The 20,046-nt window shown below is 65.1% G+C and carries 26 protein-coding genes; 17 read left to right on the plus strand and 9 right to left on the minus strand.

All coding sequences use genetic code 11. The annotated features are described in order from the left end of the window. Positions 1 to 205: 205 nt before the first annotated feature. A complete protein-coding gene (locus ACH442_RS38870) occupies positions 206 to 1,006 on the minus strand; it encodes a hypothetical protein (protein ID WP_396343117.1) in 801 nt (266 codons plus the stop codon). Positions 1,007 to 1,275: 269 nt separating this feature from the next. Beyond that, entirely contained in the window at positions 1,276 to 2,046 is a 771-nt protein-coding gene (locus tag ACH442_RS38875; RefSeq protein ID WP_396343118.1) for a hypothetical protein, read from the minus strand. Positions 2,047 to 2,317: 271 nt separating this feature from the next. Here ACH442_RS38875 and ACH442_RS38880 point away from each other — a divergent pair, with 271 nt between their 5' ends. The 10 genes from ACH442_RS38880 to ACH442_RS38925 all read left to right on the plus strand — a co-directional run bounded on the left by ACH442_RS38880 (position 2,318) and on the right by ACH442_RS38925 (position 10,723). After that, complete coding sequence (locus ACH442_RS38880) at positions 2,318 to 2,893, plus strand: hypothetical protein (protein WP_396343119.1); 576 nt, start codon at positions 2,318 to 2,320, stop codon at positions 2,891 to 2,893. Continuing rightward, positions 2,886 to 3,728 carry a TRM11 family SAM-dependent methyltransferase gene (locus ACH442_RS38885; protein WP_396343120.1) on the plus strand — a complete coding sequence of 281 codons (843 nt, stop codon included), beginning with the start codon at positions 2,886 to 2,888 and terminating at the stop codon, positions 3,726 to 3,728. The genes ACH442_RS38880 and ACH442_RS38885 overlap by 8 nt, the downstream gene beginning before the upstream one ends. A 548-nt stretch (positions 3,729 to 4,276) precedes the next feature. After that, positions 4,277 to 4,681, plus strand: coding sequence for a hypothetical protein (locus tag ACH442_RS38890; RefSeq protein ID WP_396343121.1), 405 nt, complete (start codon positions 4,277 to 4,279; stop codon positions 4,679 to 4,681). Between the two features lie 89 nt (positions 4,682 to 4,770). Beyond that, a complete protein-coding gene (locus tag ACH442_RS38895; protein ID WP_396343122.1) occupies positions 4,771 to 5,199 on the plus strand; it encodes a hypothetical protein in 429 nt (142 codons plus the stop codon). Positions 5,200 to 5,308: 109 nt separating this feature from the next. Beyond that, a complete protein-coding gene (locus ACH442_RS38900) occupies positions 5,309 to 5,779 on the plus strand; it encodes a hypothetical protein (RefSeq protein ID WP_396343123.1) in 471 nt (156 codons plus the stop codon). Further along, positions 5,772 to 6,365 carry a hypothetical protein gene (locus tag ACH442_RS38905; RefSeq protein WP_396343124.1) on the plus strand — a complete coding sequence of 198 codons (594 nt, stop codon included), beginning with the start codon at positions 5,772 to 5,774 and terminating at the stop codon, positions 6,363 to 6,365. The genes ACH442_RS38900 and ACH442_RS38905 overlap by 8 nt, the downstream gene beginning before the upstream one ends. 243 nt (positions 6,366 to 6,608) lie before the next feature. Next, on the plus strand, positions 6,609 to 7,673 hold the full coding sequence (locus ACH442_RS38910) for an ArdC family protein (RefSeq protein ID WP_396343125.1): 1,065 nt from the start codon (positions 6,609 to 6,611) through the stop codon (positions 7,671 to 7,673). After that, on the plus strand, positions 7,670 to 8,593 hold the full coding sequence (locus ACH442_RS38915; protein WP_396343126.1) for a DNA-processing protein DprA: 924 nt from the start codon (positions 7,670 to 7,672) through the stop codon (positions 8,591 to 8,593). The genes ACH442_RS38910 and ACH442_RS38915 overlap by 4 nt, the downstream gene beginning before the upstream one ends. Before the next feature lie 211 nt (positions 8,594 to 8,804). Then, a complete protein-coding gene (locus ACH442_RS38920) occupies positions 8,805 to 9,425 on the plus strand; it encodes a diguanylate cyclase domain-containing protein (protein WP_396343186.1) in 621 nt (206 codons plus the stop codon). After that, the gene (locus tag ACH442_RS38925; RefSeq protein ID WP_396343127.1) at positions 9,422 to 10,723 is read left to right on the plus strand and encodes a hypothetical protein; all 1,302 of its coding nucleotides are present in this window, start codon (positions 9,422 to 9,424) and stop codon (positions 10,721 to 10,723) included. Before ACH442_RS38920 ends, ACH442_RS38925 begins: the two co-directional genes overlap by 4 nt. A 96-nt stretch (positions 10,724 to 10,819) precedes the next feature. On the opposite strand, the gene ACH442_RS38930 is transcribed toward ACH442_RS38925, so the two are convergent. Continuing rightward, the gene (locus ACH442_RS38930; protein ID WP_396343128.1) at positions 10,820 to 11,230 is read right to left on the minus strand and encodes a helix-turn-helix transcriptional regulator; all 411 of its coding nucleotides are present in this window, start codon (positions 11,228 to 11,230) and stop codon (positions 10,820 to 10,822) included. 20 nt (positions 11,231 to 11,250) lie between these two features. Beyond that, positions 11,251 to 11,526, minus strand: a complete 276-nt coding sequence (locus ACH442_RS38935) for a hypothetical protein (protein WP_396343129.1) — start codon at positions 11,524 to 11,526, stop codon at positions 11,251 to 11,253. A 763-nt stretch (positions 11,527 to 12,289) separates the two neighbouring features. Here ACH442_RS38935 and ACH442_RS38940 point away from each other — a divergent pair. The 4 genes from ACH442_RS38940 (at position 12,290) to ACH442_RS38955 (ending at position 14,079) form a co-directional block, all read left to right on the plus strand. Then, the gene (locus tag ACH442_RS38940; protein WP_396343130.1) at positions 12,290 to 13,144 is read left to right on the plus strand and encodes a helix-turn-helix domain-containing protein; all 855 of its coding nucleotides are present in this window, start codon (positions 12,290 to 12,292) and stop codon (positions 13,142 to 13,144) included. Continuing rightward, a complete protein-coding gene (locus ACH442_RS38945; protein ID WP_396343131.1) occupies positions 13,144 to 13,359 on the plus strand; it encodes a DUF397 domain-containing protein in 216 nt (71 codons plus the stop codon). The genes ACH442_RS38940 and ACH442_RS38945 overlap by 1 nt, the downstream gene beginning before the upstream one ends. A gap of 100 nt (positions 13,360 to 13,459) precedes the next feature. Next, entirely contained in the window at positions 13,460 to 13,648 is a 189-nt protein-coding gene (locus ACH442_RS38950; RefSeq protein WP_396343132.1) for a DUF397 domain-containing protein, read from the plus strand. Positions 13,649 to 13,764: 116 nt separating this feature from the next. Beyond that, complete coding sequence (locus tag ACH442_RS38955; RefSeq protein WP_396343133.1) at positions 13,765 to 14,079, plus strand: YbaB/EbfC family nucleoid-associated protein; 315 nt, start codon at positions 13,765 to 13,767, stop codon at positions 14,077 to 14,079. A gap of 332 nt (positions 14,080 to 14,411) precedes the next feature. Here the strand turns inward: ACH442_RS38955 and ACH442_RS38960 are convergent, their stop codons facing one another. Continuing rightward, positions 14,412 to 15,194: a transposase family protein gene (locus ACH442_RS38960; RefSeq protein ID WP_396343134.1), complete on the minus strand. Its 783-nt coding sequence runs from the start codon at positions 15,192 to 15,194 to the stop codon at positions 14,412 to 14,414. A gap of 113 nt (positions 15,195 to 15,307) precedes the next feature. Between ACH442_RS38960 and ACH442_RS38965 the strand changes: the two genes are divergently transcribed. The 3 genes from ACH442_RS38965 (at position 15,308) to ACH442_RS38975 (ending at position 17,734) form a co-directional block, all read left to right on the plus strand. Beyond that, positions 15,308 to 16,774: a hypothetical protein gene (locus ACH442_RS38965; protein WP_396343135.1), complete on the plus strand. Its 1,467-nt coding sequence runs from the start codon at positions 15,308 to 15,310 to the stop codon at positions 16,772 to 16,774. Positions 16,775 to 16,892: 118 nt separating this feature from the next. Next, the gene (locus ACH442_RS38970) at positions 16,893 to 17,063 is read left to right on the plus strand and encodes a transposase (RefSeq protein ID WP_396343136.1); all 171 of its coding nucleotides are present in this window, start codon (positions 16,893 to 16,895) and stop codon (positions 17,061 to 17,063) included. After that, complete coding sequence (locus tag ACH442_RS38975; RefSeq protein ID WP_396343137.1) at positions 17,060 to 17,734, plus strand: IS3 family transposase; 675 nt, start codon at positions 17,060 to 17,062, stop codon at positions 17,732 to 17,734. Before ACH442_RS38970 ends, ACH442_RS38975 begins: the two co-directional genes overlap by 4 nt. 40 nt (positions 17,735 to 17,774) lie before the next feature. On the opposite strand, the gene ACH442_RS38980 is transcribed toward ACH442_RS38975, so the two are convergent. The 4 genes from ACH442_RS38980 to ACH442_RS38995 all read right to left on the minus strand — a co-directional run bounded on the left by ACH442_RS38980 (position 17,775) and on the right by ACH442_RS38995 (position 19,925). Beyond that, positions 17,775 to 17,906 (minus strand): hypothetical protein, encoded by a 132-nt coding sequence (locus ACH442_RS38980; RefSeq protein ID WP_396343138.1) that lies wholly within the window; start codon positions 17,904 to 17,906, stop codon positions 17,775 to 17,777. A 136-nt stretch (positions 17,907 to 18,042) separates the two neighbouring features. Further along, entirely contained in the window at positions 18,043 to 18,240 is a 198-nt protein-coding gene (locus tag ACH442_RS38985) for a ferredoxin (RefSeq protein ID WP_396343139.1), read from the minus strand. Then, complete coding sequence (locus ACH442_RS38990) at positions 18,234 to 18,686, minus strand: cytochrome P450 (RefSeq protein ID WP_396343140.1); 453 nt, start codon at positions 18,684 to 18,686, stop codon at positions 18,234 to 18,236. The genes ACH442_RS38985 and ACH442_RS38990 overlap by 7 nt, the downstream gene beginning before the upstream one ends. 549 nt (positions 18,687 to 19,235) lie before the next feature. Beyond that, positions 19,236 to 19,925, minus strand: a complete 690-nt coding sequence (locus tag ACH442_RS38995; RefSeq protein ID WP_396343141.1) for a hypothetical protein — start codon at positions 19,923 to 19,925, stop codon at positions 19,236 to 19,238. Between the last annotated feature and the right edge of the window lie 121 nt (positions 19,926 to 20,046).

The following is a 20,046-nucleotide window of genomic DNA, read 5'->3' on the forward strand; positions in this document are numbered from 1 at the left end:
TTGGGTTTCTTCAGGTCCGAGGAATCCAGCCGCAGTCACCGATTCATCGACAGCTGGAATGTCCTTCTCCAGCGCGCGAAGCAGGCGAGATGAAGCGCCGTATTGACGGATCCTGTAGACGAATTCGGATGATACTGCGCCGGGACGCGGAGCAGGAAAACGAATCTCGAAGCCACCTTGCGTAGAGCTGGCCCCGGGACCGGTGTCAAAGCTCATGAGCGGTCCACCATCCTCGAGGCGGTGACCCAAGCCGATCCAACGCTGTGGCCAGGTCACCGAGGACATGCCGCATGCCCTCGCTGTTCAGGTCATCCAGCTTTAAGGCACCGCTGAGTAAAATGCAGCCGGTCGGTAGACCACTGCCGCGTTCGAAAGTGGGCACTGCTAACACTCCCTGGGCGCGGGTGCCTGCGCTGATCAGTTGCCCCCAGTTCATGCCGTATCGCTGTGGGACCGGGAGTTGCTCCCAGGCGCCTTTGCCGCCCGCGACGGCTTGCTGAGTGAAGCTTGCCCAATCCACGCCGATGGCCTCTTGAGCGGCGAACGCGGTGCCCACCACCCCGGTACGAATTGTCCATGACGCCGCGGTGTGTGAGGTCCCGGCGCCCAGCCTCAGGGACGCGACACGAACTAGTCTGCGCCGCAGGAAAAGGTTGCGGCGGAGACGGTAGTAGGTCACCTCAATCTCATCCCATCTAGCGCCGGTAAGATCGACGACGGCGCACAGGAGCTGACTAAGTTCCGCGCGCAGGTCGAGGTCATACTCTCTAACTCTCGAGGCCCTTACGAGGTGGGTGACCTGCCGGACCTCACTATCAAAAATAAAAAGCGCCAGAATCGCGATGGATGCCCATTGCATTGCGACTGCAGTCGGATGCTGCCATACCTCCTTTGTCGGGAGGTTAAGCTGCGCGGCTGTCACCACTGCGGTTGCTAGAGGCACAGCGATGACAGCGCCGATGCGTGCAGGCGTCACGTCTTCATCTTCCAGGATGGATGCAAGCACGAGACGTCCACATGGTGCGTCATGACGATGGTTCAGCGGCTTCGGGTGAGCCTCGTCCGCAGCGCGGATCTTCGCCGTCAGCGAGTCTTGTCAGCCAACCGGAGGCGTATCAATCGGATGCCTGGGTGTGAGACGTATGAAATTCGGTGAGACACAGACCGCTTCCGGAGCTAAAGCTCCGCTGAATGAGGACCAGCGGAAGCGACACGGCCGCACCGGGCCAACCGCCGGTGCGGCCTTACGCGGGTAGTTCACAACGATCCCACCTGTCAAGCTGCCTCATCGACGCCGGCAGGAAAGCGGAAAGGCCCGGAGAGATCGCCTCGGGTGACCGCGGCCGCCACGACGCGTTCGGCGCGGCGGCGCCGCATGCGCAGTGCCGAAGCCGTGGTTCCTTGCTCGGCGGCGAGTTGCTCGATCAGCGCGTCGCCGAAGCGGGTGGCACTGATCAGCTCGGCCGCTTCGCCGGTGATCAGGCCGGCAGCAGCGGCCCGGCCGAGCAACAGGTCCGGATGGCCGTAGGGCATGCGCGGGGTGCGAGAGCCGCTGGGAAGGTCCAGCGGCAGTTCCTCGCCTTCCTGGTCCTTGACGACCGCGGCGCCGGCACGCCACGCCGTCCAGCACATCCGCAGCCACAGCCGCGGCTTGTCCAGATCCGTGGTGCGCAGCGCGGCCAGGAACCCGGCCAGGACTTCCGAGTCGACGTCATCGGCGAGCCGGGGCTGCCCGGAGCTGATCTTCGCCGCGAGGTGGGTCAGGGCGGGCAGCGCGACCCCGATTGCGCCGACGACCCAGGCCGGTCCCCACTCGCGGGCGTGCCGGGCGAGTTGGCGCCATAGGACGTCGGTGGTGTCGCTGTCGTACTGCTCGTACATCAGCAGGGTGCGCAGCCGGTCCAGCGGCATCGTGGTGTTCGGTAGTCCCGGCACGGGCCGGGCATCGAACACCAGCGGAGCCGGTTCGCAGGTCAGCAACGCGAATGCTTTCTCCGCGCTGGTCAGCGCGGTGCCGGTCGTACGGCTGCGGATGCTCGTCACCATGATGGGTTCCCCTCGGTGGGGAGCGGCTCGCCGGATGCGATCCGCTCCGAGGCACCGATTGGGACACCGGGATCTGACACCGGAGACGATTGTCAGGCCAGGACAGGTTGTGACCGGTTCGGACAGGATCGCGGCGCGCTTCCGCGTCCGGTGAGCCGGTCCGGTCACCTGGGATGACCGGTGCTGACAGGACGCGGCCGAGTTCGATTGACCTGACAACTGGGATCTGGGCATCGTCAGTGCGCTCGCCGGTCCGGGGGCCAACCCGCCCATGACCGAGAGAAAACACCAGCAGGCACCGGTTCCCGTCGGGGACATGGTGGCCGGCGACCCGCCCGTGCCGATCACCGTGTGGCCGGTGCCCGCCCCGATGACGGGCGAAACCATGTCCAACGCGATGGGCGTACGGCTCGTGCACAACCTCACCCACCCGTCCGACCTGATCACCGACCTCACCGCCGGGCCGCAGCTGGCTCGCGCGATCATCGCCGCCCGGCGGCGCAGCCACCTTCAGGACATCCGAGCGGTCGGCTGGGAGTGGTACGAGGCGACGCTGATCGTCACCGGCTGGCCGCCCCACGAGCCCGCCGAGCCGGGCGAGTTCTTCGACCGCTGCCGCGCCAGCCTCGTACCGGGCGGCTGCGTGGCCGTCCTGCTCCCGCACGGCGACGTCGTCCTTCCGGTCGACGTCATCGTCGCGGCGAAGAAGGCCGGGCTGGCGTACCTGCAACACATCGTGGGAACCGACCGGCTGCCCCGCCCGGGTCAGCAGACCCAGCTCGACATCCACACCGACGTGCTGGTCCTGACCCGCAGCACGGCTGAGACCGCAGGCCGCGATGGCTGAGAAGTCGTTGCCCGTCACCTCGGTCTGGCTGACCTGCCAGCAGCCGGCTCGCGACCAGCGCCGCGGTCGCTACGTCCCCGAGACCTCCGCTCACCCGGGCAAGATGCTGCCGAACCTGGCCGCCCACGCGATCAGCTCATTCACCGCACCAGGCGACCTGGTATTCGATCCGATGGCCGGCTCCGGCACCACCCTGGTCGAGGCCATGCACCTGGGCCGCAACGCGCTCGGCATCGACATCGAACCCCGCTTCACCGCGCTGGCCGAGAAGAACATCACCCTGGCCTCGGCGCAGGGCGCAACCGGCACGGCGAAAGTCATCACGGGAGACGCCACCCGACTGCTCGACCTCGTCCCCGCATCCGCGGTCGGCCAGGTGGCACTTGTGCTCACCTCACCGCCGTACGGACGCGGAACCCACGGACTCGTCCGGGTCAACAGCAGCGGAGTACGCAAGCGTGGCCATCTCTACGGGGACCGCGAGCGCGGGAACCTCGCCTACGCGGGATGGTTCCGCCTGCTCGACGGGTTCGCGACGATCCTGGCCGCCTCGTACGAGCTCCTGTGCCCCGGCGGAATCGTGGTGATCACCTGCCGACCGGTACGTCGCCGGCGCGACGACCTGATCGACCTGCCCGGCGAGCTTCTCAACGTCGCCCGGTCGACGGGACTGGTCCCGGTGCAACGGTGCGCAGCGATGCTCGCGGCCGTCCGCGACGGGCAGATCGTGCACCGCGCCTCCATGTTCGGGCTGATGGCTGTCCGTCGCACCCGCGCTGAAGGTGTTCCCGTGCATCTGATTGCGCACGAGGACGTCCTCGTCCTGCGGCGCTGACTCCAGCGACCGTCCCGGATCGACGGCTTGCCGGAAACGCCGCTTCAGCGAGTTTGCGATTCGCACCGGTGCTCGTCGCTCGTTGTCGGCCAGTCGGGTCGTCGGCGCTGGTTGACGAAGTGGGACCGATAGAGCCGAAGCGCTGTCAGATCGTTCCCGAAGGGGACCGCCTGTCTTTCGGCTGCACGGCGGGATCGCCGGCCGGGACTTCCGGAGTTCCGGCCGGTCCCGCTGGATCAGGCCAACCAACAGCGCTGCTGGATTCGCGTGTTGTCAGGCCGTGTCAGACCGGCCGACCGGACAGCCTGATGCCGAGACACCTGCAGCCCTCATACGCTGAGGGTTCTTCTTCTTTTTCGTGTCCCGATCCCCCGCTCTACGCGACGGCATCGCGCCCACCACCATGGTCGGCCGCCGCCGCCAGCCTTGGATCTGGCACTCATATCGCTGACGCCCTCCGCCTACGCGGACAGGGCGCGGTAGCCCCATCCCACTTCCCCGGCGGCCACCACCTGGTGGCCGCCTTCTGCTGTCCGCAGGAGGACGGCATGCCCAAACGCGTCTATACCTGCCCGGCATCTCAAGGAGGCCCACCTGCTGTTGCGCCGTCTCGCGCAGTAGCCAATTTCCTTATTGCCCTGGAAGGACAACTGATGAGTCTGTACCCGCTCGTCCCGAAGCCCGGCTTTGAGCGCTACACGATCACGGTCGGCTGGAACCCCCACCAAACCCTGTTCTGCACCGTTATCGACTTCGAATTCGATTACGACGCTGAGACAGACAGCCCGGCGGATTACGTCGAAATCGGCCGTTCGGAGCAAATTCTCGATCCCGGCGTCATCGTGGCCACGGTTGAGCCGTACGCCGTGATTCCGGACGACCTGATCGAGCGCCTGGAAATCGACATGATCGAGCACCACGTCTACCGCCGCGACTCTGCCAACCGCGGATGAACTCGCGAATGACCCCATCAAAGCCTCACGGACATCCTCGATCCACAACTCCGGCATCGATTCTGTTGAGCCTCAAGAAAGGCACACTCATGACATTGTTCTACATCGCCGTTTATCACAATATCGGTACCCGATTCCTCCGGTACGAGCCCGGTCACAACCTCATGAAGGTCATCTCCCACTGGCGGCACCTGCCCGCCGAAACCAGCCCGGAGCAGATTGCCGAGCTGGTATTCCACCTCTTCAACACGGACCTCGATCAACTGCAGGGCTGTCGCGGGGGAATGACTTCCGATGGCGAGATGAACTTCCTTCTTGCCTGTGCCTACCGGTTGCTGAAGCTGAGGTCGCTGTCGACCAGTGACGTCATATCGATCCTCGAACCGAACGCGGGCGTCACGTGGCTGGCGTGTGAGTTCGCCGGCTGGCGACGCATCACCGAACCGGAGGACTGGACCGGCCGCGGCCTTACCGCAGCGCGCGTTCACCAGCACGTGAGTCGCGGCGAAGATGCGTAACGACCCTTGCCGAAACCCCGGTAAGCGACACCCGAAATTACGTTCCAGGCGTCGCCGCGCCGAGGGTCACATCGTCATTCCCGCCCAGACATCTCCGAAGGGCTCGACCATGAACTTGTTCCGCATCGACCTCTACGAAAACACCGACAGCCGGCTCTTCCCGTACGAGGCCGGCCACCACCTCACCAAGATCCTGACGCATTGGCGGCACCTGCCCACCGAAAGCAGCCCGGAGCAGATTGCCGCGCACATGCGCTTTGTATTGAGCATCGACCTCGGCTACTTGCAGGACGGCCGAGAGAAGAAATGCGCCCTTCCCGGTTGCACCTTCGCCCATCGCGACGGCGACGGCGAGACGGACTTCCTACTTGCCTGTACGTTCCGGCTGCTCGGGCGAGCCGGGCTCGGGCCCGGTGACATCATCGGAGTCACCGCCAACGACATCACCGTGTTCCTGACGATCGATGCCACGTGCAGCCCTTTCGACTGGCGACGCCTCAACCCGCCCGAGAACGTCACCGGAAACGGGCTGACCGCCGACACCGTCTACCAGCAGCTGCGCGGAGGCCACCATGCCTGACCACCCCTGCCACCTGCACCGGCCCGGCCAGCACACCGACAAGTGCCTGACCGGCAACTGCGGCTTCTGCGGCACCAGCCTCAACCACATCGCCTCCGGCGAATGCCGCGCCTGCCTCCGGATCGTCTGCGAACAGTGCGATGCCGGATACCAGCCCGATCTCGGCCCGATCTGCCAGCCCTGCGCCCCGGCCGCACCCACAAGCTCGACCACCGAGGATGTCGAGCAGCACCGGCTGTGCGTGTTCGAGTTCGACCTGTCCTGCGGTCATGTCGTCATCGTGGCGCTCACCGGCTGGTACCCCGTCACCGTCCGCTGCTGCGACCGGCTCGGCGGCACCATCCGTGACGGCATCTACGTGCCCTACGCGTCCCACATCGACTACGTCAGAGTCCTGTCGGAGCGCTACGAGCTGCGGCCCACGGGGACCCCGCGCGGCCGGACGCAGGTGATCGGTCGGCGGGCACGCACGGATGAGCCCTACCAGGGCCCATACTCCGGCATCGATGACTCAGCCGGACGGTTCCCGGCGCGCGTCGGCGCCACGTGGAGCCTGGACGGCACCATCGCCGCCGAGAACGGCTGAACCGCTACCTCGACGCACCATCCACGCCGCTAGAAGGCCCGCTACGCGGGCCGTTCGCGTATCCGGAAATCGCTGAAAGCCCGCCGCAGGATCGCTCACATTCCGCGGCCTTGCGATCGACGGCTCAGCGCCTTCACACAACACCGCACTTGCGCGGTCCCACCCGTGTGCCGACGGGCAGGCTGGGACCGCCGAGGTCCCAGCCTGCTCGCCGCCACATAGCGGAGAACAGGAGAGACCCCCATGGTCACCAACGCCGAGGGCACTGCCCGCACCCCGAAGGACCAAGAAGCGTTCCTGCACAAGGTCAAGGAGGACTTCGATACCCGGCTCGCCCACCTCGCATCCAGCCCGGCGCAATGGGTCGAGTTCATCGAGCAGGCCGCCGAGTTCGGTGCCCGATACACCCTCAGCAACCAGTTCCTGCTCCTGATGCAGGCCGAGGAACGCGGCATCACCCCTCGATACTTCCTGCCCTTCGGCAACAAAAAAGGCACCAGCGGCTGGAGAAAGCACCACCGCATCGTCCGGAAAGGCGAAACCGCCTTCAAGGTCTGGGCACCGATCCGCCGCCGACCGACCGACGAAGAGGCGGCGCGGTGGGAAAGCGAAGGCCGGGCAGTGGTCCGCGAGCCGTCCGGGCGTCCCGCCGTTCAGGTCGTCGGTTTCGCGCTGTCCCCCACATTCGAGCTGTCGCAGACCGACGGTGAGCCGTTCGAGGTGCCGACAGTGCGACGGCTGCGCCGCGTACGGGCATCGGCGGCGGGTCTGCCGCAGCTGCTGTCCGGCGACGATTCGACCGGGGCGTTCAACGACCTGGTCGCCTTGATCGAGAACGCCGGATACAACTTCGGGCTGACCGCGCCCGGCAGCGGCTATCTCGGGACGGCGAACGGCGTGACCGTGGGCGGCGACGTCATGCAGGTCCGCGTTCGCGACGACATCAGCGGCGCACACCGGTTCAAGACCACCGTGCACGAGCTGGCACATATCCGCTTCGGTCACCTCACCGGGATGCAGAACGGCGAGAACATGCACCGCGGCCGCCGGGAGACCGAGGCAGAGAGCGTGGCGCACCTCGTCTGTGCAGCTCTGGGACTGGATTCCACTGCTTACAGCGACGCCTACGTGCTGGGCTGGGCGGACGGCGACTTGGATCTGGTGCAACAGTGCGCCGCCGGCGTGCTACGCGTCGCCAAGGGCATCCTCGCCGACCTCACACCGGCGGACGCCACGGACGGCACTGCCAGCGGCGAAGAAGCTGCGACGTCAACCGGCTCCACGAACTCCACGGGAGCCGGGCAATGATCAGCGAACGGGAACGCACCCGTACGGCCAGGGCCGTCCTCGCCTGTCTCAGCATGAACCTTCCGGCGTCTGCCGAGCGGTTGCACGAGCTGACCGTCTTCCTCGGACCGGTCGAGGCGTTGGACAAGCTGATCTCGCCGAGCACCTCCGCGCAGGACCGGGCGGTCTACCTCGGCGCTATGACGGTCGAGCAACTACGGACTCGCGCCGCCGCGGTTGCTGACGCCACCCGACGAGCGGGTGCCCGGGTACTCATCCCGGAAGACGATGACTGGCCGGAACGCCTCGACGATCTGTCCCGGGTGCCGTACGCGGCGGCGCCGAGTTCCGCCCTATGCCTGTGGGCGCGTGGAAGTGGGGGCACGTTCTCTGCCCGCACGGTGGCAATCTGCGGCAGCCAGGTCGCCAGCCCGTACGGGAATCATGTGGCCTCCGACCTCGGACGAGGCATGGCCGATGCCGGGTGGTCCGTCGCGGCCATCAGCGGTTACGGGATCCCGGCCGCCGCGGTCCGCGGTGCACTGGCCGCCGACGGCCGCGTCGTAATGGTCCTTTCCGGCGGCATCGATCGCCCGCATCCGCAGAACCTCAACGGCCTGCACACCCAGGTCGCTCGCACCGGTCTCCTGGTGAGCGCTTATCCGCCCGGTACCACCCCTACTCGCGACCGTGCGACTGCGGCGGGTCGGCTGCTGGCCGGCATGGCCAGCGGCGCTGTCCTGGTGGAGTCGCCCCTGCGCGGCCGTGCCATCGCGGTGACCAAGGAAGCCATCCGCCGCGGCCGGCGCGCCATGGTCGTGCCCGGCCCGGTCACCTCTGCCCTGTCCGCCGGAACTCACCAAGTTCTCCGCGACCATCCGCAGACTCGCCTGGTCCGTGACACCGCCGACATTCTCGCGGAGTTCCCGCACCTGCGATAGCTGACCGGTTCCCGGCGCACACAGAAAACGGCCCGCTGCGGCGGGCCGTCGTCGTATCCAGCGCCCGGGACGCACCGCCTGCAAAACGTTCGCGTCCCGGGCTTCTCCATCGGAATGGAGGACCCCAGTGTTCACCACACACCTTGTGATCGCCACCATCCTGGCGGCCACGCTCGCAACCAGTGCCGGATACCTTCTCGCCCGGCGAACCGTGAGCCGGCTACGGACAGAACTGGCCAAAGCCACGTGGAGGCTGAGCCACGACCAGCTCACCGGCCTGCTCAACCGCACCGGTCTAGGAACGCGCTGCACCGAGATCGCAGCCGGCAGCCCGGAACAAGCGGCGATCGTCATGCTGATCGACCTCGACCTTTTCAAAACGGTCAACGACGCGTACGGCCACGATGCCGGCGACGACCTGCTCATGGAGATCGCCGATCGCCTCCAGCAGATCGCCGAGATCTGCGCCGGAGGCGTGGCCCGGCTCTCCGGGGACGAATTCGCTGCCGTACTGCCCAGCCACGGCCGACCGGCCGGCGCCTTGGGTGAACTGGTCAACGCACTCATCGCCGAACCAGTAGAGCTTCACGTCGGCACTGGCCCGGTCAGCGTCACGATCACGGCCAGCATCGGGATCGCCGTCGTTCCGGCCGCCGATCTCCGCCACAGCAACCCTCTACGCCACGCGGACGTTGCGATGTACCACGCCAAACAGCGCGGCCGAGGCCGACACGTCCTCTATGCGCCGGGAATGACCATGCCCGGCGGGACACCGCGCAAAGGGCCGCGGGCGCGTGATCTGCACCGTCACAACCCGGGCGGCCGCGCATGAACCTCGCAACCCTCATCGCCTGCGGCATCTGCCGACTGGCCCTGACCGAGAACCGGGACGGAGAGCGGGTCACCTTCCGCCATCCCGTTGACGACGACTCACACGACCCGCAGCCGGTCGACGCCCGCCACCTCCAGCCGATCTTCAACCGCTGCCACACCTGCACCGCAGCCCCGCCCGCCTGGGACTACAGAACCGGCCTGATCGGAATCGCCGCCATGGGCAGCGGCGTCCTTCAGACCTACAACGATCACTGGCACGTCTGCTACCGGTGCGCGCAGTTCATCGAGGCCGACGACGTCGACGCCCTCACCGCGCACTGCGCCGGGCTGATGCACTGGCGCCCGGCGAGCACGCAATACACGATCCTGAACACGCTGCACCGCGGCATCGTCCTCGGCCGCCAAGAACGAACGCTGCTCACCACGACAGACTGGCCGGCCGCTCGGATCAACGCCGACATGCTCCCCAAGATCCGAGACCGGCTCACCGGTCTACTTCGCGGTCCCGCCGGCCTGCCGACCGCGATCGGAGACCGGCAGCAGCGCCGAGACCTGGCCAACCAGCTCGATCGGGCAACCATGTTCTGGATCAACGAGGAATCCACCGACCTCGTCAACGCCAACAGCGCCGATCAACCGGTCGCACGGGCAACCGACGCTCTCGCACCCGCACCGACCGGGCTGATCGCCTGGCCTTCCCCGGTCGGAGAAACCCAGCAGCTCGCCGCCGTGTCCTGGACACCGCGCGAAGACGGCTGGCAATTCATCGGCTACCACAGCGTCGGCAACGCCGTCGACGAAGATCTGATGCCCACGCTGCGGCACGAGATCGGCTGGCTCATCCCCATCCATGCCGAATACATCGCCCGGCGCGCCATCATCGACGGCGCACACCCACTCGGCCCCCTCATGACAACCTGGCTGCTCATCAAGCAACGAATGGCCGAAACAATTCCGGCGCAGCTGCCTAAGGGGATCCGCAAGTCGTACCAGCGCAACAAACGGCCCGCACCCGAGGTGCGGATCGTTCAGATCCGGCCACGCCGCACCACCGCGCCCACCCCCTCAGACACGCCATCGGCCAGCAAGAAAGCACGAGCTAAACCAGACCATCGATTCTGGGTATCCGGCCATGAACGGCAGCAGGCATACGGTCCAGGCCGCACCCTCCGGAAGCCCATCGACATCGAACCCTTCCTTAAAGGCGACGACGATCTACCCATTAAGCTGAGCACGACGGTACGGGTCCTGGGCGAACGCTCAAGCGATGTAGAGGCCCGCCGAGAAGACGAATAGCAGCAATACGGGTGGGCGGGACATAACCCCGCCCACCCGTGCGCATATACCGGATTTCTTTCGTTTTTGCGACACGTGGATCCGACTTCCCAATTCCTACCCCGCCTCGTTCCACTCCGAGTGGTTGAGGCCGGCCCTGGTCGTCGCCAGGAAAAGCCGGAGAAATTCTGTTAGAACACCGACGATCTCGTCATCGAGGAAAGCCTGGCCGCCTTCAGCCAAATGGTCAGCAAGTCGCTCAGCCAACTGCCGAACACCATCGTCGGCGCGGACGGCACACAGAGAAGGCGGTTCCCCCGCTCTCCACCTGTGGATCCACTCCTCTACTTCGTGTTCCCACCAGATACGACCCATCTTCAGTTCGCGTAGGGGTGCGGGGAAGTCGTCACGATCGGCCAGCTGCTGGATGCGCTGACGGGAAAGACCCAGTCGGATAGCAATTTCCCTGGAACCGACCGGCCGCAGGATCTCTCCTAAATGAACCGTCGATCCGTGCGGGATGAGCATACGCCTCATGGATAGGCCGCCTACTCGTCAGTTTGATTTAGATCGCAGTGACTATCAACGTTGCAACGAACCGCATGCTCCAGACGAGCCGCTCCATGCACCGTAGTCACCGCCGCCACGAACCGGCGCAACGCGTCGGGAACCTCCTCCGGATGCGGCCGAAGAAAAATCACGCCACGCCGTTCATCCAAACCGAGACTTTTAACAGTGAGGGGAATGCCATCCAAGCTGATCTGAACCTCAGCGTCGACACCGATTTCGGTCAACGCAGCTATGAGGTCTTTTTGCGTATACATACGATTCCCTTCGGAACATGAAGGTAAGAGTGATTGATCCGAGCGGTGAACCCTCGTGACCCAATCAGGAAGAGATCATTAACTGTGGCGTTCACAACGGGAAAGGTTGCGCGGCATGAGTTACCACTTATCCGGGTTCGATTACTTTCCGCTGCAGTCGCTCAACGTCGTACACTGAAGGCACCCCGACTCGCACAGCACCGATCAACTCGGGCCGGCTCGCCCCGGGCTGACGCAGAGGCAGGCGCAAGCTCCGACAGAAGATAGCCACCGCGCCTTCCCGCCGCCAGCATGGCCCCGGCGAGCCGCAGGCTAAGCAACGGCCCGTCGCACTCGACGTCACATGCAAATCGAGCGTCTCCTGCGCCCACCTCAGAGAACTCTCCGCTGAAACCGCGTAGTAGGTAGTGGTCGAGGGCCCGATATCTATGCCCTGGCTCTGACGCCTCACGTTTCCTTGCTCCCTTCTGGCCACAGGCCTGATTTCGCCCGGGATCGGAACGGCCAACATCGCCACACGCGGCAACATCGGCAGTCCCGGCCGGTCGTCGCATAGCCGTTGTAGGCGGCCAGTCCGGGCGGTGCTCGCCGCCTGAAGATCGTTCACTGCACCAACGTGTCTCACGAACCATCTGTTACAGACAGACTAAAACGAACTTCTACTTTTGCCTATCCGTGATGATTGATCCACTTAGGTTTTTTCGCCCCACGCCAGCTACCAGCCATAATGGGCCGCGCAACTTGCACACAGGAGGAGAGCAGGGTGGCCAACCCCACGATCCAGCGACGCAGGCTCGGCATAGCCCTCAAGCGGGCGCGAGAAGCAGCTGGCAAGACACAGGAAGACGCTGCGGAGGTCATGGACGCGGCAGCATCCAAGATCTCGCGGATTGAGCAGGGCGTCTCGGGGCTCCGCCTGACAGATCTCGGAATTCTGCTCGACTTCTACGGGGTATCCGGGCCGGAGGCCGACACCATGCGCGAGATGGCCAGGGCAGGTCGACAACGCGGCCGCTGGTCCTCCTACCGCGAGTCGTTGCCGACCTGGTTCCGGCAGTACATCGACCTGGAAGGCGACGCGACAGAGATTCGCTGGTACCACGCCGAGATCATCCCCGGCCTACTCCAAACCGAAAGCTACGTACGCGCGCTCTACGCTGGCTCGCCCGCCGAGAAGCCCGAAGAGGCCGAGAAGCAGATCAAGATCAGGCTTGAACGTACCGCGCTCGTCGATGCCGCAACCTCAGAGTTGCTCTTCGTACTCTCCGAGTCAGCTCTCCGCCGGGCGGTCGGCAGCCCAGCCACCATGGCTGCTCAGCTCGAACACCTGGTCGAGGTATCCCAACGCCCGAACGTGAGCCTCCAGGTCCTCCCGTTCCGGGCGGACTCCTACACGACCTCGAGCTTTCCGTTCATCGTCCTGCGATTCGGACCCGATTCGTCCACCGACGTGATCTACACCGAGGACTATCGGGACGCCACCTACCTCGACAAGTACGACGACGTCAAAGCGTACAATCGGCTCTGGGATGACCTACGAGCAGCAGCGCTCGGACCCGTAGAATCCGCGCGGCTACTCACCCTCGTAGCCAGTGAATTCGAAGAAGGTGGATCGTAGTGAACACCCCAGACCTGACCCACCTCACGTGGCGAAAGTCGGTACGTAGCGACAACAACGGGGGCTCCTGCGTGGAGGTGGCCGACCTGTCCGACGGCGGCGCAGCTGTCCGAGACTCCAAGGACAAGGGCACCGGCCCCGTCCTTATCTTCACCGCGGCAGAGTGGGACTCCTTCCTCGGCGGCGTCAAAGACGGCGAGTTCGACAAGAGATAGACCGAGCAAACAAGCTGCAGGCATCCGCGTTGTCGCCCAGCGCGTCGCTTGAGATGCTCAAGCAGATCCGCGACACGGACCACCAGCAATAGGAGTTGTGATGCTCGACCAGACCTGGCGCAAGAGCACCCGTAGCGGAGACAACGGTGCATGCGTCGAGGTCCGGCGCGTAGGCGACACTATCGAGGTCCGCGACACGAAGGACCGGAGCAAACCCGCGCACGTCTACACGCTGGCAGACTGGGAAGCCTTCATCGACGGCGCAAAGGCCGGCGAATTCGACCTCTGATCAACGGGGCGTGTAGCGGAGCAGCGCGCGACGGGAGCCCAGACTGTCGGTGTCTTTACTAAGCTAGGTACGTGACTAGCTTCGATGGGAACGAGGTCGTTGATCGTTTACGATCGGTGGCCGAGGACCTGGGCTCGTTGAGCGATCGTCTGCGACTCACAGCGCAAGCTGCCCAGACGCGGCATTTCCAGGCCGCTGACCGAGGCGGCCTGGCCGAGGTCACGGTGGATGGTCGGCCCCGGGTCGCTGAGCTGCGACTGCATCGTGATGCCCTCAGCATGAGGCCCGACGAGCTCGACAACATGCTGACCACCGTGATCAACCAAGCGCTGCAAGAAGCGCGCTCGGCGACGCACGAGGCGATTCTCGACGCCCTGCCCTCATCACTCCGGCAGGACGCCGACAAGGCCGCCGGGCAGGCACGACCGTGACCACGCCTGAGCAGTCGATGGAAGCGCTCCGATGGGCGATCGCGGATCTGCCACACCGGATTGCCGAGGTGACCGAGCGCGTCAATGCCATCTCAACGGCGACGGTCACCGGCCAGGACGAGAGCGATTCAGTCACGGTCACAGCGTCAGGAGAAGGGCAAATCAGGATACTTCGAGGGACGAGGCACCGGGACATCCTTCCCAGGCCGCTGTCTGGTTTCGAGGTGTCCGGTCCTAAGGGGGAACCTCACAGACCCCTCGCGCTCTAGCCACGCCAGGTCACGCCGCGTGCGTGAAATCCGTTGACGACGGAGCTGATCATTGAGCCTTTTTCATCCTGCGTAGTGGTTGGCTTCGACGTGGTGCAGAACGAGGATGGCCTGCACGATCGCGGTCGCGCGGCGCGGGCAGCAGCGCAGCTTGGTCAGGATTTTCCAGGTCTTGAGGGTGGCGATCGCTCGCTCACCGCGGGCGCGGATTTTCGCGTGGGCGCGGTTGATCGTCTTCTGCCGGCGTGACAGCTTCGGCCGGAAGCGGCGCCGCTTGAATGGAGTGCGTACGCTGCCGCGTGCTCCTTGGTATCCCTTGTCCGCGAAGGTCATCACGTCGGCGCTGGTCAAGGCGTCGATGATGCCGTGGGTGCGGGCGGCGGTCAGGTCGTGCGTCCAGCCGGGTAGCGCGGCCGAGGCCCAGACGAGACGCCCCAGTGCATCGGCGATGACCTGCACGTTGACGCCGTGACGCTTGTGTTTCCCGGAGTAGTAGGGCTTTTGGTCGGCGACCCGGTCGATCGGGATCAGCGTGCCGTCCAGGATCGCGTAGGCCAGTTGCCGGATGCGCTGCATGGCGGCGTTCAGGTCGTCGGCGGCTGCGCTGAGCAGGGCGATTGCTTCCTGGACGTAGCGCCAGGCGGTAGTGACGCCGATCTGGAAGCCGGCGGCGAGGCGGGTGTAGGTGTCACCGTTGCGCAGATGGGCCAGGGCGAGCAGGGCCTGACGGCCCGGAGTCAGCCGCCGCCATCGGGATTTGCGCTGCTGGCGATGGCCGCGGATGCGGTCGGCGAGGTGGTTCAGGGTCCGGCTGGACAACGAGATCGTGGCAGGGTAGGACAGCATGGCGAGGCTCCCGGTCGGGGCATCGGGTTTTGGTCGATTTGCTGTCCTACCTGGAGCCTCGCCCTCATCGATCAGCGACCCCCTGCCGACGGGCTCTGACCTGCAAGATCAGGATGAAAAAGGCTCATTATGGTTGGGCAGTAGCCGCAGACAGGCTTTGCCCTGCCGATGCCGGCCCGGCGCACAAGTGTCGTGCGCGGCCGGAAGGGAGGTACGGCGCTGTGGCAGTGACCAGGGGCGGGACGCAGATTCCCGCGGAGCAAATCGGGCGCGAGATCCTGCAGCGGTTGAGCGCGGTCGATGAGGCTGGGTACAAGAAATGGGATCTGATCCTTGACGCGGTCATCGCGCTGACCGAGTTGCATGAGGCGGCGGACGACGGCGAACTACCGCAGGTGGTCGACGGGCGCGACTTCAAGACGACTCTGGCCGCGGAATGGGACCGGCTGCGCCCGGAGGTCAGGGAGACCGTCGAGTGCCGCCTGGAGGAACTCGAGGGGACGAACGACGAGAACTTGTACTGGGCGCTGGAAGCCCGATCCGCGGTGCAGTTCCTCAAGGACGACTTCGCAGACACCGTGGCGACCGGACTGGTCGACGACGAGTGGCTGGCCGCGGCGGATGCTGAGCTGCGAGTCAGGTTGCCGTATTGCTCGCTGGAGTATCCGCTCTCGTCAATGCCGGCGCATGTTCCGCTGTCGCACTGGTGGTGGGACGGCATCTTTAAAGACGCCATGCTCGATCATGTGTGGCTGTTCCGGTACGGCAAGCCGGGTGATGTGACGTCGGCTTGCTATGTGGCGAACCGGGCGTATCAGCGGCTCGAGCTGGCACAGGCGGCCCTGGCCGAGGCGAGAGCGTACTTCGAGCGTCTTCCCGCGCACGTCGAGGAGGTGCAGTCACGCACTTTTGAAAATTTCGCTGCCGGATGGGTGCCGGCGTGGGCTGACTTCCGGGAACGTTTCGTGCTGCAGGGCGCGCCGCTGCCGGCCCGATTCGGTCCGCAGGACTACGGGTTCCCGCCGGGGTGGGATCTGATGATGGCCGAGATCCACCGGTCATGTGCGGTGTCTAAGGAAGAGCTGGGAAGGTTTGCCGCCGAGGTGGTCCCGCAGGCTTACGCCATGGTGTTGGACTCGGCGCCGGTCCGGTTGCCGCGGTGGTCGCTCAGCGGCGAGGTAGAGCAGTGGGGTTTCGACACGACGCTGTTTCTGCAGCGGTCTCACACGGTCCGGAGTATCGGTCGGACCCGCGTGCGGGTTGCGGCGTTGATCGACTGGTTGACCGCGGGCGGCTGGCATGTGGGTCAGGTGAAGATGGATCCTGAGCTCAGCGTTTCCGGGCGAACGGTCACCGCGACGCGGGACCTGCACACGCTGGTGGCCTTCGCCGGGCCCAGCGGGATGCAGATCTACATCGACTCGCCCGGTTATCGGGCCGACGGCCCAGGGTGGGTCGTCGAAGACAACCGCCATCGCCGGCTGTTGTCGTCGCCCTGGCAAGAAAATTCGTCGATCTTCCCGGCCAGCTGTTTCCCGGAAAAGGGTGACGAGGACCTCGACGAGCCCCTGAACACGTGAGCAAGCTGAGCGCCGCCCGGACAGCGACCCTGGGTCGCGCTCGGCATCGCGTGGAGACCGTAGGGAAGGCCGTCCGGTCAGATCCGGCTCGCGGCCGGCGCTGTAGGCCCAGACGGCGGTGCGGTCCTGGGTCAAGCAGGCTGAGCTCGACGCGGGCACCCGGGTGGACGGGCTGACCACTGACGAGCGGGCCGAGCTGGCCGGGCTGCGCTCGGAGAACCGCCGGTTGCAGCAGGACGTCGACATCCTCAAGCGGGCTACGGCTTTCTTCGCGCGGGAGACCCGGTGAACGTGTATCCGTTCATCGAGGTGGAGCAGGCCGGCAAGCACAACGTCAAGCGTGCGTGTGAGCTGCTTCAGGTCTCCCGGTCCGTCCACTACCAGCATGCCCGTGGCAAGCAGTCCACACGGGAGCGGGTCGACGCCCAGCTCACCGACCAGATCATTGCGGTGCATGCGGCATCGAAGGGCACCTATGGGGCGCCGCACATCCACGCCGAGCTGGCCGCGGCCGGGCGGCGGTACGGCCGTGAACGCGTTGCCCGCCGGATGCGCGCGGCCAGGATCGCCGGCAAGAGCCCGCAACGGTGGAAGACCACCACTGTCGCGGACCCGCACGCCGGAAGCCGCCCGGACCTGGTCGACCGCGACTTCCAGGTTGACGCGACCGCCGTCGACACCCGCTGGTGCGGCGACATCACCTACATCAACACGTGGGAGGGCTGGATGTACCTGGCCACCGTCATCGACCTCGCGTCGCGCCGGGTCGTCGGCTGGGCGGTCGCAGACCACCTCAAGACGGACCTGGTCGACGCCGCCCTGACCTACGCCCTGCGGTGGCGCAGGCCCGCCGAAGGCCTGGTCTTCCACTCCGATCGCGGCTGTCAATACACGAGTGCTCAGCACGCCCGGCTCGCGAAGCGGCACGGCGTACGGCTGTCCGTCGGCCGGCGCGGGTAGTGCTGGGACAACGCGGTCGCCGAGTCGTTCTTCTTCACGATCAAGACCGGCCCGCCCCGGCCACCGAGGCGAGGGCACCGGACACGGCCTGATCGGCATGCGCGAACGCGCCGAAGCCGCGGGCGGCCAGCTCAGTTGCGAGTTGGGCGTGGATGGCACGTACGCCGTCCACGCCCAGCTACCTACCGCGGGAAGTGCCGATACGCTCACGCGGTCCAGCCACCGCCCATAATGTCCGCACCAATGGCGCCGAACCGCTGCGGGCCGCGGCCGCGTTGAACCTCACTCGCGACGCGGCCTGGACATGCTCAGTCTTCGACGAGAATGGCCAGGGCTGGGCAGAGAGCGGCGGCCTGATGCACGTCGTCAGCGTGGCCGGGTTCGGGTTCGGCGGTCAGCAGGACGGCGATGCCGTCCTCGTCGCGTTGGTCGAAGGTGTGCGGCGCGTTGAGCACGCACTGGCCGGAAGCCACGCACTTGTCCTGGTCGAGGAGAACTTTCACCATGTCACCGGCAGTTCGTAGACGCCGTAGACCTGCCCGTCGTGTTTGAACGCGATGCTCTCCAGGTCGCCCGCCCGGCGCAGCGTGGGTATCCGCCGGTACAGGGTGCTGTAGACGACCTGCAGCTCCATCCGTGCAAGGGGTTGGCCCAGGCATTGGTGTACGCCGAAGCCGAACGCGACGTGCCGGCGGGCATCCCGGGTCAGGTCGAGGCTGGCCGGGTCGGGGAACACGTCCGGGTCGCGGTTGCCGATGTCGTTGGCCAGGATCAGGCCTTCGCCGGCGCGGACGGTGACTCCGGCGATCTCGATGTCCTCGAGCGCGACCCGGCGCCGGCCGGTGTGGGTGATGTTGAGGTAGCGCAGCAGTTCCTCGACGGCGCCGGCGATCAGTTTCGCCGTAGCCCTGACAGTGGAGCGGCCCGCGCACGTCGGGGCACGCCGAAGCACAACGAAGGCGCCGTCCGAGTGAGTTCACTCGGACGGCGCCTTCCCGGATGCCTACTGCAGTGGAATAATTATAGATAGGATCGGCATGGCATTGGCTTGTGTCGATCTATAGACACAACGACACAGACGTGATCTCACCTGACACAGTCAGCAAAAATCACGCCGAGGGATAACATCAAGCCCCCGGGGCAAACAATCAACCGCACCGCACCGCTGATGGCAAAACCAGCAGGGAGACCGCTTACCTGGTCACGTCCCCGACCGCCGCCGAGGCTCAACCCGCTGACCTGCAGAAATGGGCGAGGGCAGAATGGCTGATCGAGAACCAGGTCCATAACGTCAGAGATGTCACGTTCGGTTGAGGTCTACATCGAGCCCGGACCGGCACCGGTTCCACCGTCATGGCCACCCTGCGTAACACCGCGATCGGCTGGCATCGAATCAACGGCGACACCAACATCGCCCACGCAAACCGCCGGGCTGACCGCCAGTCACGCGACCTGATCGGCGCCATGACCAGCAGTTACACCAGCACGCAGTGGCCCTGGGCTAAAACGGCACCTCTCCATCCGATGGGGGATTTGGGCGATCGTAAATATCATCAGAGATGAGTTCGGCCGCGCGGATAAGGTAATGCTGATTAGATGAAATCTGGATAACTTCCTGAATGCGGGGTAAAAGCCCTAGCGAATGAATGACTTCATTGCTATCAAGAAGATAAGTCATTGCAATAACTGCAGCACATCGAACTAGAGGATCCGGATCATCGAGGAACGGCACGATAGCCTCACAGATGGCAGGCCGAAACGCTCGGAACTTCAGCACCTCCGGGCGATCTTCGAGTGGGGCAAATCCATGCCGTCTCATCGCTTCTGCAGCAGAATCACTGGCGTCATCAGCCATCTCTGCCAGCCAGTCCAATAGCACAGCACGCAAAGGGCGCGCGACATCATTCGGGCGATACACTCCGATCGTACCGACTCTTGCGTCGGAAAGGATAGCGGCTACATACAACGCCACAGGCCCCGTTGCGGAATAGATAGTGTTCTGGTGATGAACCGTCTGCTCAAGATGTCGAAGTGCACGAGCAACTTCAACAGGATCCTTCGCAAGCAGCTGAATAAGAAACTCTGGGACATCTTGGGCGGAACCTAAAGCATGATTAAAATCGGCCCATTGAATATCATGCAGCAATGCTTGGGGGTTCGAAAAAACTCCTGAAAGATTCGACAGATCCACGTCTCCCCTTATCGCCTAAGACAACCAGAGTGCACAGTATGCCAATTAGCAACCCAGGCAGACCCTATCAAACAGTCTTAAAACTACTGCAGGTTGCCGCGGCAAGTACGAGCCATCAACC

It is taken from the genome of Actinoplanes sp. NPDC020271, assembly GCF_044388125.1.
Lineage (GTDB): Bacteria > Actinomycetota > Actinomycetes > Mycobacteriales > Micromonosporaceae > Actinoplanes.